The sequence below is a fragment of the Embleya sp. NPDC025285 genome (assembly GCF_055558835.1).
Genome location: NZ_JBVHLU010000073.1, coordinates 21433 through 36195 on the forward strand (window position 1 = coordinate 21433; position 14763 = coordinate 36195).

Annotated in this window: 14 protein-coding genes; 9 read left to right on the forward strand and 5 right to left on the reverse strand. The window is 71.5% G+C overall.

The features are described from left to right. Positions 1 to 296: 296 nt before the first annotated feature. The 4 genes from ACZ4FV_RS35945 (at position 297) to ACZ4FV_RS35960 (ending at position 4529) form a co-directional block, all read left to right on the forward strand. Positions 297 to 1697 (forward strand): ABC transporter substrate-binding protein, encoded by a 1401-nt coding sequence (locus ACZ4FV_RS35945; protein ID WP_402229578.1) that lies wholly within the window; start codon positions 297 to 299, stop codon positions 1695 to 1697. Between the two features lie 189 nt (positions 1698 to 1886). Beyond that, positions 1887 to 2753 carry a carbohydrate ABC transporter permease gene (locus ACZ4FV_RS35950; protein ID WP_395869612.1) on the forward strand — a complete coding sequence of 289 codons (867 nt, stop codon included), beginning with the start codon at positions 1887 to 1889 and terminating at the stop codon, positions 2751 to 2753. Beyond that, complete coding sequence (locus ACZ4FV_RS35955) at positions 2750 to 3664, forward strand: carbohydrate ABC transporter permease (protein ID WP_395869571.1); 915 nt, start codon at positions 2750 to 2752, stop codon at positions 3662 to 3664. The genes ACZ4FV_RS35950 and ACZ4FV_RS35955 overlap by 4 nt, the downstream gene beginning before the upstream one ends. Positions 3665 to 3710: 46 nt before the next feature. Continuing rightward, the gene (locus ACZ4FV_RS35960; protein ID WP_395869569.1) at positions 3711 to 4529 is read left to right on the forward strand and encodes an AraC family transcriptional regulator; all 819 of its coding nucleotides are present in this window, start codon (positions 3711 to 3713) and stop codon (positions 4527 to 4529) included. On the opposite strand, the gene ACZ4FV_RS35965 is transcribed toward ACZ4FV_RS35960, so the two are convergent. Both ACZ4FV_RS35965 and ACZ4FV_RS35970 read right to left on the reverse strand, forming a co-directional pair. Further along, positions 4520 to 5395, reverse strand: coding sequence for a ribonuclease BN (locus ACZ4FV_RS35965; RefSeq protein WP_465324607.1), 876 nt, complete (start codon positions 5393 to 5395; stop codon positions 4520 to 4522). The two genes, ACZ4FV_RS35960 and ACZ4FV_RS35965, sit on opposite strands and share 10 nt — an antisense overlap. Beyond that, a complete protein-coding gene (locus ACZ4FV_RS35970; protein ID WP_395869565.1) occupies positions 5392 to 6621 on the reverse strand; it encodes a hypothetical protein in 1230 nt (409 codons plus the stop codon). Before ACZ4FV_RS35970 ends, ACZ4FV_RS35965 begins: the two co-directional genes overlap by 4 nt. A 255-nt stretch (positions 6622 to 6876) precedes the next feature. Here ACZ4FV_RS35970 and ACZ4FV_RS35975 point away from each other — a divergent pair, with 255 nt between their 5' ends. Both ACZ4FV_RS35975 and ACZ4FV_RS35980 read left to right on the forward strand, forming a co-directional pair. After that, the gene (locus ACZ4FV_RS35975; protein WP_395869563.1) at positions 6877 to 7377 is read left to right on the forward strand and encodes a DUF7144 family membrane protein; all 501 of its coding nucleotides are present in this window, start codon (positions 6877 to 6879) and stop codon (positions 7375 to 7377) included. Between the two features lie 88 nt (positions 7378 to 7465). After that, complete coding sequence (locus ACZ4FV_RS35980; RefSeq protein WP_395869561.1) at positions 7466 to 7951, forward strand: DUF1269 domain-containing protein; 486 nt, start codon at positions 7466 to 7468, stop codon at positions 7949 to 7951. Between the two features lie 46 nt (positions 7952 to 7997). Here ACZ4FV_RS35980 and ACZ4FV_RS35985 read toward each other — a convergent pair whose 3' ends face one another. Continuing rightward, positions 7998 to 9641 carry a tetratricopeptide repeat protein gene (locus ACZ4FV_RS35985; RefSeq protein ID WP_402229569.1) on the reverse strand — a complete coding sequence of 548 codons (1644 nt, stop codon included), beginning with the start codon at positions 9639 to 9641 and terminating at the stop codon, positions 7998 to 8000. A gap of 18 nt (positions 9642 to 9659) precedes the next feature. Next, entirely contained in the window at positions 9660 to 10622 is a 963-nt protein-coding gene (locus ACZ4FV_RS35990; RefSeq protein WP_402229567.1) for a DMT family transporter, read from the reverse strand. A gap of 207 nt (positions 10623 to 10829) precedes the next feature. Here ACZ4FV_RS35990 and ACZ4FV_RS35995 point away from each other — a divergent pair, with 207 nt between their 5' ends. Further along, complete coding sequence (locus ACZ4FV_RS35995) at positions 10830 to 11597, forward strand: rhomboid-like protein (protein WP_395869555.1); 768 nt, start codon at positions 10830 to 10832, stop codon at positions 11595 to 11597. Here ACZ4FV_RS35995 and ACZ4FV_RS36000 read toward each other — a convergent pair. Next, a complete protein-coding gene (locus tag ACZ4FV_RS36000) occupies positions 11588 to 12064 on the reverse strand; it encodes a hypothetical protein (protein WP_402229565.1) in 477 nt (158 codons plus the stop codon). The two genes, ACZ4FV_RS35995 and ACZ4FV_RS36000, sit on opposite strands and share 10 nt — an antisense overlap. Positions 12065 to 12411: 347 nt before the next feature. Here ACZ4FV_RS36000 and ACZ4FV_RS36005 point away from each other — a divergent pair, with 347 nt between their 5' ends. Together ACZ4FV_RS36005 and ACZ4FV_RS36010 are read left to right on the forward strand one after the other, a co-directional pair. Then, a complete protein-coding gene (locus tag ACZ4FV_RS36005; protein ID WP_020554660.1) occupies positions 12412 to 12615 on the forward strand; it encodes a cold-shock protein in 204 nt (67 codons plus the stop codon). Between the two features lie 379 nt (positions 12616 to 12994). Further along, a complete protein-coding gene (locus ACZ4FV_RS36010) occupies positions 12995 to 14560 on the forward strand; it encodes a DEAD/DEAH box helicase (RefSeq protein ID WP_402229562.1) in 1566 nt (521 codons plus the stop codon). Positions 14561 to 14763 lie beyond the last annotated feature (203 nt).

A 14763-nucleotide genomic window follows, 5' to 3' on the forward strand; every position in this document is an offset into this window, starting at 1 on the left:
CGGCCCGGATGTGCACTCTTCTTCACGGTGTCGTGGACTTTTTTGCATTCCGCTACCCGTCCTGTCGAGGCTCTCACCAGGGTGGATACTCTCTGGTTCACCTTCCTTGCCATTCGGTGACCACGCACTTGGACTTTTCTTGAGGATCACTGCGACTAAGGCACGAGGGCGGCGGCAACCCGTTGACGCCTTGTCGGGCAGGGCACATGATCGGCGGCCAAGACAGCCTCCACTGCCTCCGACCACGCGCCGGGCTCCGTCGAGCCCTGCCCATTTCCCGAAGGGACGGCCACCTCATGTGGGGTAGCACCCGCGTTCCGCGCTCGTCGTCACCCGCCGCTTCGCGCTCCTCGCGCCGAGCCGGCGGGACGGCCCGGCGCGCCGCCGTCGCGGCCACGATCGCGGCCCTGACCGTGCTCACCGCCTGCGGCTCCGACTCGGACTCCGGCGACCGGACCGACAAGGCGGCACAGGGCGACAAGGCCGGGGGCCAGGGCACCGCCCAGCTCGACTTCTGGGGCTGGAACCCGGCCTACGACAAGGCCGTGACCGCGTTCAACGCCGCGCACCCCGACATCCACGTCAACTACAACAAGGTCGAGCCGGGCTCCAAGGGCGGCTACGCCAAGATGCTCGCCGCGGTGAAGGCGAACAACGCGCCGTGCCTGGCGCAGATGGGCTACGAGACGCTGCCCAGCTTCCTGGTCGAGGGCGCGCTCCAGGACGTGGACAAGGAAGCGGCGGCGGTCAAGTCGAAGTACTCGGCCGGCGCCTGGTCGCAGATGAGCGTCGCGGGCAAGACCTACGGGATCCCGGTGGACACCGGCCCGGTGGCGATGTTCTACCGCACCGACGTGTTCGCCAGGAACGGCCTGACCCCGCCCAAGACCTGGGACGAGTTCGCCCAGCAGGCGGACAAGGTGCACACGGCCGACCCGGCGGTGGCCTACTCGGCCTTCGGTGGCAACGACCCGTGGTGGTACGCGGGCATGGCCTGGCAGAACGGCGGCAGCTGGTTCAAGCCCGAGGGCGAGACCTGGAAGGTCTCGCTCACCGAGCCCGGCACGCAGAAGGTCGCCCAGTACTGGCAGCAGTTGCTGGACAGGAAGGTCGTCTCGTCCGACCCGACCTTCACCCCCGACTGGTACAAGCGGTTCGGCGACGGCAGCGTGGCCAGCTATGTCGGCCCGGTGTGGTTCACCGCGCTGCTGGAGGAGAACGCCAAGGACGCGGCGGGCAAGTGGGCGGTCGCGCCGATGCCGCAGTGGGACGCGAACGGCAAGGCCACCGGCAACATCGGCGGTTCCGGCACGGCCGTGCTCAAGGGTTGCAAGAACACCAAGGCCGCGGTCGCCTTCGCGGACTGGATGAGCAGCGACACCGCGAGCCTGACCACGCTGGTCAAGGACGCGGGCATCTACCCGGCGGCCACCGCCGGGGCGGACCTGGAGGCGATGCGGCAGCCGTCCGCGTACTTCGGCAACGCGAAGATCTACGACATCTTCAGGGAGTCCGCCGCGCAGGTCCCGGCCGGCTGGCAGTGGGGTCCCACGATGACCCAGGTCTCCGCCGACCTGACCGACCGGCTCGGCAAGGCCGGCGCCGGCAACGGCAAGCTCGCCGACGCGCTGACCGGCGTCCAGGGCACCACGATCAAGGCCGTCCAGGACAAGGGACTGAAGGCCGCCGCGGGCTGACCCGCCGTCACCACCCCGACGTAGCGGGCGGTTCGCACCGTGCCCCGTCGTCCCGCGTCACCTCGCGCGGACGGCGGGCACGCCGCCGTCGGCCCCACCCACCGGTTCCAATCAACCGCACCATCCACCGGGAGCCCGCCCTTGAGCGCACCGATCCCGCGGCGCAAGCGCCGGCGGTCCGCACCCCTGATGTTCCTTACGCCCTTCGGCGTGCTGTTCGCCGCGATGTACGCGGTCCCCGTCGGCTACGCGATCGTCGAGAGCCTGCACAAGATGCAGCGCTCCGGCCTGGGCCTGACCCCGCCGAAGCGGGTGTACGCGGGCTTCGAGAACTACACCAAGGCGCTGCACGACGACGCGCTGTGGCACGGCGTGGGCCGGGTGCTGCTGTTCGGCGTGGTCCAGGTGCCGGTGATGCTCGGCCTCGCGCTGGTGCTCGCGCTGCTCCTGGACGCGAAGTCGGCCCGGCTCAAGGGCTTCTTCCGCACCGCCTACTTCCTGCCCTACGCGATCCCCGGCGTGGTCGCCACCATCTTGTGGGCCTTCCTCTACATGCCGCGATCCAGCCCGGTGGTGAGCGTGCTCGACGCGGTCGGCCTGCCCTCCGACTTCCTCGGCGAGGACGCCGTGTTGTGGTCGATCGCGAACGTGGTCACCTGGACCTGGACCGGCTACAACATGCTGGTCATCTACTCCGCGCTCCAGGCCATCCCGCAAGAGCTGTACGAGGCGGCCGAGTTGGACGGTTGCGGACCATGGCGCACGGCGTGGCGGATCAAGGTTCCGCTGGTGGCCCCGGCGATCGCGCTCACCACCGTGTTCTCGGTGATCGGCACGCTCCAGCTCTACACCGAACCGCGCGTTTTGCGACCGCTGACCTCGTCCGTGGACGCGGACTACACGCCGATCATGTCCGCCTACCACAAGGCCGTCGAGAACAACGACTACGGCCAGGGCGCCGCCGTCTCGGTGCTGCTCGCCCTGGGCACGTGCGTGTTGTCCTTCGTGGTCCTCAAGCTCTCCGCCCGGCTCACGAACGGCAGGTCCTCGCTGTGACGACGCTGACCACACCGCCCGCGAGCCCGGTCCGCGAACGTACGCCGCGACCCGCGACCCGGGTGGGCAAGGGTCGTACCACGCCCATGCGTTCGCAGGTATTGACCACCTCGTTCCTGTTCCTGGTGGCGACCTACTTCCTGATGCCGGTGTGGTGGCTGCTGGTCTCCTCGACCAAGTCCTCCAGTGACCTGTTCGGCAGCAACGGCTTCTGGTTCGCCGACTGGAACCTGGGTGCCAACCTGCGCCAACTCTTCTCCGAGGACGGCGGCATCTTCCTGCGCTGGGTGTTCAACTCGGTGCTGTACGCGGTCGGCGGCGGCGTGGTGGCCACCCTGCTGGCCGCGATGGCCGGCTACGCGCTGGCCAAGTACCGGTTCCGCGGGCGGGGCGCGATCTTCTCGGTGATCCTGGGCGCGGTGCTGATCCCCACCCCGATGCTCGCGCTGCCGATCTACCTGATGCTCTCCAAGGTGCACCTGGTCGACACCGTCTGGGCGGTGTTGCTGCCCGCCGCGGTGAGCCCGTTCGGCGTGTTCCTGGCCAAGACCTACGCCGAGGCCTCGGTGCCGGACGAACTGATCGAGGCGGCCCGCCTGGACGGTGCGAGCGAGTTCCGGATCTTTCGCACCATCGGCCTGCGGATCATGTCGCCCGCGCTGGTGACCATCTTCCTGTTCCAACTGGTCGCCGTGTGGAACAACTTCTTCCTGCCCCTGATCACCCTCAACGACCAGCACCTGTGGCCGGTCACGCTGGGCCTGAACGCGTGGAACAGCGACCCCAACCAGCCGCACGCCAACCTGGTCGTGGTCGGCGCGCTGGTGTCGGTGATCCCGTTGGTCGCCGCCTTCTGGTCGCTCCAGCGGTTCTGGCGCACCGACCTGGTCGCGGGCGGGGTGAAGGCGTGAACAACCGCCGCACGCCCGCCGCCCGCCGCCGTACGATCGGCGCACCATGATCTTCGCGCGCTACCTCACGCCCGCCCGGGAACACCAGCGGCTCGGCCTGGTGTGCCTGGGCGTGGGGTGGCAGCAGGTCACCGCCATGCAGTTCGAGGGCCGGGTGCTGGGCTGCTACCAACTCACCCTGATCACCGGTGGATCGGGCTGGTTCCGCTCGGGCAACCGACACGCGCCGCGGATCCCGGTCCAGGCGCCCGCGGCCTTCCTGCTCTTCCCCGGCGAGTACCACGCGTACAGCCCCGACCCCACCGGCTGGCGCGAGCACTGGGTGCTGTTCGAGGGACCGACCGCCGCGGCGTACGAGGACCTGGGCTTCCTGGACCGGACCGAGCCGGTGATGTCGCTGGGCGGGGTGCGGCCGCTGCGCCAGGGCTTCGACCGCCTGCTGACCGCGGTGGAGCCGGGCGCGCCCAACCGCGAGGTGGTCACCTCGGCGATCGTGCACCAGTTGATCATCGACCTGAAGACGATCCGGGTCGACGAGGACGGCTCGCGGGTGGTCCGCTACTTCGACGAGCACGCCACCGAGCCGCTCACCGTCGGCGAGCACGCCCGCCGACTGGGCCTGGACGAGGCGGGGTTGCGCAGCGAGATGCAGCGCGCGACCGGCACCACCCCCAAGGAGTACATCGTGCGCACCCGGTTGTCCCGGGCCAAACGCCTGCTCCTGGCCACCGACCAGTCCATCCACGAGGTGGCCCGCAACGTCGGCTACGACGATCCGGCCTATTTCGCGCGGCTGTTCTCCCGCCGCGTGCAACAGTCGCCGTCCGAGTTCCGGCGCACCGGACAGACCTCCGGTCAGAATTGACGGGGGTCGATGGTCGACGGCGGCGCGGGTGCCCCGAGCAGGCCGCGCAGCGGCTCCTCCTCGGCCAGGAACGCACCGATGGTGATCGCGAAGACCACCACCGCGCTGGCCACGACCAGCCATGACATCAGGGTCAGCATCAGTCCGAACGGACCGAACTCGGCCACGCTGCGGGCCACCGCCCTGGGCATCACCAGATGTGAGCCGTACTGCACGCCGACCGTGCCCAGCGAGGCCAACAGCGAGCTGGGCAACAGCGGCAACCAGCCGATCCGGCCCTCCAGGAACAGGTACTGGGTCCACCACCAGACCAGCATCGAGGCCACGAACAGCATCACCACGCCGAGCCAGGGCCCGACGCCGAACCCCTCGTGAAACTGCGACTGGAGCAGCAGCGCGACCAGCCACACCGACATACACAGCAGCCAGCGCAGGATCAGCCGCAGACTGAAGCCGGTCGCGCGCACGAACCACGCCCGTCGGCACAACCGTTGCAAGGACCGGGCCACCTGGACCGCCATCAGGAGGGTGAACACCGCACTGGCCGCACCGGTCTGTTGGCGCAGGTGCGCACCCGCGTCGTGGACCCGGGCGACCTCGTCCAGCGAGCCGGCCGGCAGGCCGAGCACGGCACGCAGCGAGTCGCGCAACTCCTCGCGCAAGGCTTCCGGTGCGAACGCGGCGAACACGAACAGCGCCGGGACGCCGGCCAGGAACATCTTCGCGGCCAGGGTGGTGGCCGCCTCGATGCTGTTGACGACCAGGAACCTGGTGGTCAGCCGACCCACGAAGGCCATCACCGGCAGGTCCTTCAGCCGGCCCCGCAGTCGCGGCACGAATCCCCGGGCCGGCGCCCGCACACTCACCGGTCGAGCGCGACCGGCTCCCGCGCCCCGGCCGCCGCGATCACCTCCAGTACGGCCACGACAGCCACGACCACCCCCAGGACCAGCAGGACCGAGCCCACCGTCGGGTGGTCCCACAACACCAGCCAGATCCCGCCGAGCACGCCCACCAGGGCGTACAGCGGGCCTCGTCGCGCGGCCACGAACCGGCCCACCGACCCGGTGCCCGCACCGGTCCGAGCCAGCGCGCCGCCCGCCGCGTCGGGGCCGGCGGCCAGCCCGCGCCGGAGTTTCCCGGCCGACCGCGCCGGGCCGACCAGGAACGCCGCGATCACGACCGCGGCCGCGGTGATCGTCAGCGTGAGGGTGGTGTCGCGGAGGAATCGGATCAGCGCGTCGAAGATCGCCGCCCCGGCGTCCCGGGAGATGTCCCGAGGCAAATCGTCCAGGTAGATCCGGCGGGAGACGACGAGCGCGATGGCGAGCACGATCATCGCGAGCACGGTGCCCACACCCGCCCACATGATCACCCGGCGACGCCGTGGCGCGACGCACACGCCCGCGAGGAAGAGCAGCACCACGGCGATCGGCAGCCAGGTCCCGGCCTCGTCGACGACGCGGAACACGTCCTGGCCCTTGCGCAGGCCCTCACGGTGCAACAGCACGAACCGGCGATCGGTGTCCGGGATGCCGGTCGCCAACGGGATGCCCCCGGCCGCCAGATTTTTGCGGACCCCGTCGACCACCGGCCCCAGATCCAGCACCACCTCTCCGCCGGTCGAGGTCACCGCGCCCTCGTCCTCGCCCTTGAGCGCGGCCAGCGCGGACGCGTGGGCGGCGCGGAGCGCCTCGCGCCACACGACGGCGAACGCGTCGCTGGTGACGAAGGCCTGCGCGGCCTGACCGACCGACTCGTTCAACAGGCCCCGGATCGATCCGGACACCGGTCCCGATCCGTTGTTCAGGTCCAGCCCGAGCGCCTCGCGCAGCGCGTTGCTCAGGCCGGACACGTCCACCGCCTGCACGGCGGCGGCGGTGCCCCGGGCGGCGACGGCGTCCTGCACGGCCTCGTTCGAGGACAGCGGCGCCATCGTGGCGACGAAACGATCGGTGTTGCCGATCTCGTCGTCGGCCCACACGGCGACCACCGCGACCGGGGTGAGGACGCACGCGAGGACCAGCAGCAGACACGCCACCGCGAGCCGCAACCGATGCCGGCTCCGGCCCTGCTCGGCTGACTGGGACATCGGAGGCGCCCTCCCGCTCGTGACCGTTCATGACCATTCGTGACGCTGTGTCCCGAGCCGGTTCCATGAAAAACGGACGTCTACTCACAGCGGACGAATGGTGTACGGAGGGGAGGGGGATCATAAAGGTGCAAATCGCCCAATTACGTGTCAAAGTGCGAGAAGCCGTGTTGCAAGGTCGTGGACCCCCACGACGGCAGGCAAGCGGTACGAGGCAACACCGCCCGGCTGCCCGGCCGGGGTTGGGAGTAGGCCATGAACAGCAAAATGGGCAGGTCGAGCGCTTGGTCCGGATGGGTGGCATTCGCCGCCTGCACTCTGCTCGTCCTGGGTGTGCTCAACCTCTTCCAAGGGTTCGCGGCACTGTTCGAGGACGATTACTTCGTCACCGCGTCCGGTCAGCTCCTGGTGTGGAGCTACGACACGTGGGGCGTGATCCTGCTGATCTTCGGCGGGCTGCAACTGCTCGTCGGTATGGGACTGCTCACCGGCGCGACCTGGGCCCGCGTGGTCGGCTCGGTGCTGGTGATGCTGAACATCGTCGGACAGATCGGCTTCCTGGCCGCGCACCCGGCCTGGTCCACCATCGTGATCGCGCTCGACCTGGTGGTCCTGTTCGCGCTGACCGTCCGTTGGGGCGCCGCGCAGGGCTACTCGGAGGACAGCGTTTCCGAATGGCGCGCCCGGGACGAGGCCCAGCGGACCGGGACCGGCGCGCACCGCAGGGACATCGATCGCGACGAACCGATGGCCTGACCCCGCACCGTCCGCACCATCCGCCACGCACGGACCCGCCAGGGCTTTCCGTGCGTGGCGGTTTCCTGTCGATACCGGAGGTTGTCCCGTGTCCACGCTCACCGTCTGGAAGTTCCCCACCGCGCACGGCGCCGCCGACGCCGAACAGACCCTGCTCGCGCTCCAGAAGCAGGAACTCGTGCAGGTACACGACGCGGCCGTGGTGTGGTGGCCCGAGGACGCGAAGAAGCCCAAGACGAAGCAGCTCAACAGCCTCACCGGGATCGGCGCGCTGTCCGGCACCTTCTGGGGGATGCTCTTCGGTCTGATCTTCTTCGTGCCGCTGCTCGGCGCGGCGATCGGCGCGGCGGCGGGCGCGCTCGGCGGCAGCATGAGCGACGTCGGCATCGACGACGACTTCGTCGCCGAGGTGCGCCGGCAGATCACCCCCGGCACCTCCGCGCTGTTCGTGATGACCTCGAACGCCGTGGTGGACCGGGTGCACGAGGCGTTCGGCGGGTCCCAGGCCGAACTGGTGCGCAGCAACCTGTCCGGCGACCAGGAGGCCAAGCTCCGTGAGGTCTTCGCGGACTGACGCCGAGGATCCGACGGCGGGCGGGGCCCGCCGCCGGACGCGGGTGCTACGAGCGCAGCCACATCGCTTCCTGGCCGCGGCCGAGGAGGTCGAGGAAGCGGGCGAGTTGCCCGGCCGCCGCCGGATGCCCCTCGGCCAGGGCACGGCGGTACATCTCCTCCGCCTCGCGGGTGCGGCCCCGGCGCTCCAGGAGCCCGGCGAAGCCGAGCGCGGCGTCCGGGTGGCCCTCGGCGAACGCGCGGCGGTAGAGCTTCTCGGCCTCCTTGAATCGGCCGCGCGCGCCCAGCAGCCCGGCCAGGTTGATCGCCGCGTCCGGGTGGCCCTGCGCGTACACATGCCGGAACAACTGCTCGGCCTCGTCGAGGCGGCCGGAGCCGGCGAGCAGCAGGCCCAGGTTGTTCGCCGCGTCGTCGTGACCGTGCGCCGAGGCGTGCCGGAAGAGCATCTCCGCCTCGGGCGCCCGGCCGAGCCGGACCAGCAGCCGGCCGAGGTTGTTCGCGGCGTCCGGATGCCCCTGGGCGAGCGCGTGGCGGTACAACTCCTCGGCCTCGGCGGCGCGATCGTGCGCGGCGAGCAGGTCGGCGAGATCGTTCGCGGCCTCCGGGTGGTTGCGGGCCAGCGCCTCGCGGTACAGCGCCTCGGCCTCGCTCTCCCGGCCGGTGTCCGCGAGGTGGAAGGCGAGTTGCACGGCGGCGTCCGGATCGCCGGCCGCCGCCGCCCTGCGGAGCTGCGGTTCGTCGTCCTCGGCGGGCGCCTCGACGGCCGCCCGGAGGGGTTTCGCCAAGGAGATGCGGTCGGCGGGGAGCGGCGGGCCGGGCGGAGGCGGGGGCGGCATCATCGGCGGTGCGGCGGGCGGCCGGGGGCGATCGGCGGGGGCGGGCGGCGGCGCCTGGGTCAGCCGCGCGGCGACCGCGGCCGCGCCGGCGGGGCGGTGCGCGGGGTCCTTCGCCAGCAGGTCCAGGACCAGCCGGCTCACGTGCGGCGGCAGCTCGGGGCGGCGCCGCTCCGGCGGCTCGGGGACCCGATCGAGCTGGGCGTACACCGTGGCGGCGACGTCACCGGTGCCGAACGGCGGGGTCCCGGTGAGCAGTTCGTAGAGCACGCAGCCCAGCGCGTACAGATCCGAGCCGGGGGCGGCGGCCTGGCCGCGCAGGCGCTCGGGCGCGGTGTAGGCGAGGGTCCCGAGCAGGTGTGTGCCGGTCGCGGCGACCGGGGCGAGGCGACCGGCCAGGCCGAGGTCGAGCACCCGGACCCGGCCGTCGTCGGACACGAACAGGTCGGCGGGCTTGAGATCGCCGTGCACCAGCCCGGCCCCGTGCGCGTGTTCGAGCGCGGCGCAGATCTGCGTCGCCCACGCCAGCACGCTCGACACCTCGGGCAGCCCCGCGCGCAGCGTCGCCCGCAGGTCGCGACCGGTGAGCAACTCGGTGACCAGGAACGGCGTGCCGTCGGTGTCCTGCCCGACGTCGGACACCGGGACCAGGCCGGGGTGCGTCAGCGCCGCCGCGGCCCGTGCCTCGCGCACGAACACCTCCGCGGCCTCGTCGTCCGGCGGGCCGTGCAGCAGCTTGACCGCGACGTCGCGGGACTCGGTCAGATCCCGCGCGGCCCACACCCGGCCGAGGCCGCCGCGACCGCGCTGTTCGACGAGTTCGTACCGGTCCGTCAGAACCCGACCCACCACTGTCACGACATCTCCCTCGTCCCGTCACCGTCCGGGAAGATCCTGCCCCACCGGCGGGGAATCGGCGGCCTCGCGGTCGGACCCGGCGACCGGCCGCCGGGCACCGCCGCGCGAGACCGCGACGCCGGCCAGGCACAACGCGCCGCCGACGAAGGTCAGCGGGCCGGGCACCTCGCTCAGGAACACCCAGGCCAGCAGGACCACGACGGCCGGCACCGCGTAGGTGGTGCTGCCCATCCGGCCGGCGCTGGTGCGGGCCAGCGCGTACGCCCACGTGGTGAAGCCCAGCGCGGTCGGGAAGACGCCCAGGTAGATCACGTTGAGCGTGGCCGCCGGCGGGGCGTCGGCGGTCTGCGTGACCAGTTGTCCCGCGAACGGCAGGCAGCACGACATGCCGACGAAGCACCCGTACGCGGTGACCTGGAGCGCGGAGGCGTGACGCAGCGCGGGCTTCTGCGCGACCACACCGGCCGCGTAGGACAGCGCGGCCAGCACGCACAGGCCCACCCCCAGCAGCGGCGCCCCACCGCCGTCGGACATCGAGACGCCGACCACGACCGCGCCCGCGAACGAGACGCCGATACCCGCCAGCAGTCGCGGCGCGAAGCCCTCCTTGAGCAGCCATCCGCCGAGCAGCGCGATGGCGATCGGGCCGATGTTGACCACCATCGCCGCGGTGCCCGCGTCCACCTCGCGCTCGCCCCAGTTCAGCACCGCCATGTACAGGCCGAACCACAACACGCCGGAGAGCAGGATGCCGGGCCACGCGGCGCGCGGCGGCAGACCCTCGCGGCGCACGAGCAGGATCACCCCGAGCACGAGCGAACCGCAGAGCATGCGCCCCAGGGCCAGCGCCCCGGGCGCGAAGTGCTCGCCCGCGCTGCGGATGGACACGAACGCGGACGCCCAGAACAAGACCGTGACCCCGGCCGCCGCGAGGGCGCGCCGATCGGGACCGGTCGCCGGGCGAAGACGTACATCCGACATCGTGTGGACCCCTCTGCGTTGCCGGTGCGCGGCGTGCGCGCCGGCGGCGGACTCGGTTTCGGGCACGACGGTAGGCGCGGGTCGTTTCGGCGCCCACCGAATCGTCGGCCGCCCGGATCCGGGGGCCGGGCCGCGCCGGCTTGTCCTGGTGATGCAGCATGGTGGTTTCCCGCCGCGTCCCCACGCCGGCACAAGGAGAGTCGCACCGTGAGTCGGAACCCCGCGAGCCCATTGCGCGGACTCGTCGGATACCCGCGCCGCAGCCCGGCGACGTTCGCCGTGCTGATCCTGCTCGCGATCGACGGGATCGTGGTCGGATGGCTCATGTCCGACGCGGCCGCGGATCGCCTCCTGGCGGACATCAGCACCAACCTCGACAACCTCGGCCACCGTCCGCTGCGCGCGATGGCGGGCAGCCTGATGCTGGCCGACGTGCACGGCACGCTGATGGGCAACCTGCTGACCATCGGGTTCGGGATCGGGGTGTGCATGGCGTTCCTGGAGCACCGGATCGGCACGCTGCGTGCGGTGGGGATCACGGTGCTCGGGCACGTGGGTGCGACGCTCGTCACAGCGGTCGTGCTGATCGCGGCGATCCACCACGGGACCTATCCGGAGGACATTCGGTACACGCTCGACTACGGGGTGAGCTACGCCTCGATGGCGGCCATAGCGGCGATCACGCCGCTGCTGCCCGGGCGGCTGCGGCCGTGGTGGGCGCTCGCGTGCCTGCTGTACCCGTTCTCGTCCGCGCAGTGGTACGGCGATCTCCCGGACTTCACCACGATCGGCCACTTCTCGGCGGCGCTGATCGGCCTCGGGTCCGGATTCCTGTTCTCGGGCCGGTTGCGGCCCGCGTCCGAGCGCGCGCCGCGGGCCGGCGAAGCCGTGCTCCCGCCGGCCGCGGAGCCGCTCCCGGAGGCGGCCGGGAACGGCTCCGCGCCGGCCCGCGGGACGCGTTCGGGTCAGGCCTGAACCGGCGGCACCCGCCACTCGATCAGCACCCGATCCTCCAGCGGCAGTTCCTCCGGGCCGAGTGCGACGTGGTCGATCACGTAGCGGAAGAGCAGCACCACGGCGTCCGACTCCATGTCCGGCAGGGTCTGCCGGGTGGCCCCGAGCACGTCCAGCAGGAGCACCGGGTCGGACTCCAACTCCTCGATCTCCTCGGCCAGTTCGGCATCCAGGTCGTCGGTCGCGGCGAGCGCCGCGATGGACCGGGCGACGAAGGCCGGCTCGGTTTCGAGGCGGACGAGCACCTGCTCGGTGACGAACGCGTCGAGCAGATCGGCGTCGATGTCGACACCACCGCCGGCGCACCCGCACCCGTCGCCGCAGCCGCCGACCGCGCTGACGTCCTCCAGGCTCAGGGGAGTGCCGACGGTGGGCAGGGGGATCGGCTGGGCGGAGGCGTCGGAGGCGGGGAAGTCGGAGGAGGACACGCGAACCCTTCGGGGAAGCTTGCGCCGGGAGGCCGGCGGGGCGGAGGAGCGTCCATGGTCGCACCCGGCGTGCGATCGCGGGATCGGCGCGCGATCGGCGCGGCATCGCGCGGGTCGGGGCCGGATTCGCCGGCCGGCACAAGATCGAGATATCCCGCCGGCCCGGTCGCCTGGCGTGCTAACGTTAATTGCTGCTGTGGTTCCCATGGAATTTTCTGTGCGCCTGCTGGTTGTAGCCAACAGGTGCACTTTTGTTTTTCCGGTGTCCAACTCCGGGCGGGGTAATCAGCAACGATTCGGGTCTCGCAGGGTGCGAGATCCCGGTACTGCCCCGAAGGGGAAGATACGTGGCTACTGGCACCGTGAAGTGGTTCAACGGCGAAAAGGGCTTCGGCTTCATCGAGCAGGACGGTGGCGGCCCCGACGTCTTCGCCCACTACTCGAACATCAACGCTCAGGGCTTCCGTGAGCTGCAGGAGGGCCAGAAGGTCTCCTTCGACGTCACGCAGGGCCAGAAGGGCCCGCAGGCGGAGAACATCAACATCGTCTGAACCCGCTCATGGGCGCGGCTTCGGCCGTGCAGCGAGGGCCCGCGCCGCACGGTGCGGGCCCTTCCCGTGGCCCGCGGCCCCATCGGGGTCGACGGTTCTTCGACCGAGAAGGCCACGGTGCAGCACCCCAGGCGGATGCCCGACATCCGCCGATCAGGACCCTGCCCGACGCGACCTCGTCGCCTCGGCCCCGCACGGTCCGGCACATCGGCCGCCGCTCTTCGGCAGGCGCCCGACCGTTGCGCACTATCTCGACGCGAGTGACCCGAGTCACCACGTCGGTTCTTTTTCAGCTAGTTCGGCTCGTTCTTGCGACTCCTTGTGCGGCGTCATGCCGCGGAGACGTCCTCGATACGCGCCGCATCGAGGAAGGTTCTCCATGAATCGCACCCCCCGCTCCAACGACCGATACAGCCGCAGCGGCGGCGGCAGCAGCGCCGGCCGCAGTGGCGGCTACGGCGGTGGCGGCGGCCGCGGCCGCGGTGGCGCCCCGTCGGGCAACCGGCGCAAGCCGATGACCGCCGGCCCCGTGGCCGAGTTCGCGCTGCCGGTCAGCACGACCCCCTCGCTGCCCGCGGTGGGCTCGTTCGCCGAGCTGGACATGCCCAAGCCGATGCTGGCCGCGCTCACCCGCCAGGGTGTCACCGAGCCGTTCCCGATCCAGGCGGCCACGCTGCCCAACGCGCTGGTCGGGCGGGACGTGCTCGGTCGCGGTCGGACCGGCTCGGGCAAGACGCTCGCGTTCGGCCTCGCGCTGCTTGCCCGGATCGCCGGCCGTCGGGCCGAGAGCAAGCAGCCGCTCGCCCTGGTCCTGGTGCCCACCCGCGAGCTCGCGCAGCAGGTCACCGACGCGCTGATGCCGTACGCCAACTCGGTCCAGTTGCGGATGACCACGGTCGTCGGCGGCATGTCGATCGGCCGCCAAGCCAGCTCGCTGCGCAACGGCGCCGAGGTCGTGGTGGCCACCCCCGGCCGGCTCAAGGACCTGATCGACCGCGGCGACGCGCGGCTGGACGCGGTCGGCATCACGGTGCTCGACGAGGCCGACCAGATGGCCGACATGGGCTTCATGCCGCAGGTCACCGCGCTGCTCGACCAGGTGCAGCCGGACGGCCAGCGGATGTTGTTCTCGGCCACGCTCGACCGCAACGTCGACCGCCTGGTCAAGCGCTTCCTGTCCGACCCGGTGGTGCACTCGGTCGACCCCTCGCAGGGCGCGGTCACCACGATGGAGCACCACGTGCTGCACGTGACCGAGGCCGACAAGCACACCGCCGCGACGCACATCGCGGCGCGTGAGGGCCGGGTCATCATGTTCATGGACACCAAGCACGCGGTGGACCGGCTCACCCGGCAGATGTTGCAGAGCGGCGTCCGCGCCGCCGCGCTGCACGGCGGCAAGTCGCAGCCGCAGCGCACCCGCACCCTGGAGCAGTTCAAGAGCGGGCACGTCACCGCGCTGATCGCGACCAACGTCGCGGCCCGCGGCATCCACGTGGACGGCCTGGACCTGGTGGTCAACATCGACCCGCCGACCGACCACAAGGACTACCTGCACCGCGGCGGTCGTACCGCGCGCGCCGGCGAGTCGGGCAGCGTCGTGACGCTGGTCACGCCGAACCAGCGCCGCGAGATGGCCCGCCTGATGATGATCGCCGGCATCGAGGCGTCGACCATCCAGGTCCGGTCGGGCGACGAGGAGCTCACCCGCGTCACCGGCGCCCAGGTGCCCTCGGGCGTCCCGGTCGTGATCTCCTCGCCGGTCTCCGAGGCGCCGCGTCGCGGTGGCTCGGCCGGTGGGCGCGGTCGTGGCCGTCGTCCCGGCCAGGGCGGCGGCAGCGGTACGGGCCGTCGTCCGTCCGCTGCGGCCTCCGGCGCCTCCTCGGGCCGCTCCGGCGGTTCCACCGGCGGCGGCGCCCCGCGCCGGCGCACCGCCGCCGCGTAGCCACGGTCGGGCTTGCCGGGGCGGCCGGTGGGCCGCGGTCCTCGACCGCGGTTGTCGACCGTCGCGCGAGCCTTCGAGAACTCCGAAGCCGCGTCCGGGATTTCCTCCGGGCGCGGCTTCGTGCCGTGCCGTGCCGGGCGGTTGCGCCCCAAGGGTGTCGAAACCGTCACACCCCGGACGGGCATGGGGAATTGATCCGCATT

Coding starts and splice junctions, on each gene's coding strand:
- ACZ4FV_RS35945 (WP_402229578.1), top strand. CDS start 297: ATGTGGGGTAGCACCCGCGTTCCGCGCTCGTCGTCACCCGCCGCTTCG.
- ACZ4FV_RS35950 (WP_395869612.1), top strand. CDS start 1,887: ATGTTCCTTACGCCCTTCGGCGTGCTGTTCGCCGCGATGTACGCGGTC.
- ACZ4FV_RS35960 (WP_395869569.1), top strand. CDS start 3,711: ATGATCTTCGCGCGCTACCTCACGCCCGCCCGGGAACACCAGCGGCTC.
- ACZ4FV_RS35970 (WP_395869565.1), bottom strand. CDS start 6,621: ATGTCCCAGTCAGCCGAGCAGGGCCGGAGCCGGCATCGGTTGCGGCTC.
- ACZ4FV_RS35975 (WP_395869563.1), top strand. CDS start 6,877: ATGAACAGCAAAATGGGCAGGTCGAGCGCTTGGTCCGGATGGGTGGCA.
- ACZ4FV_RS35990 (WP_402229567.1), bottom strand. CDS start 10,622: ATGTCGGATGTACGTCTTCGCCCGGCGACCGGTCCCGATCGGCGCGCC.
- ACZ4FV_RS36010 (WP_402229562.1), top strand. CDS start 12,995: ATGAATCGCACCCCCCGCTCCAACGACCGATACAGCCGCAGCGGCGGC.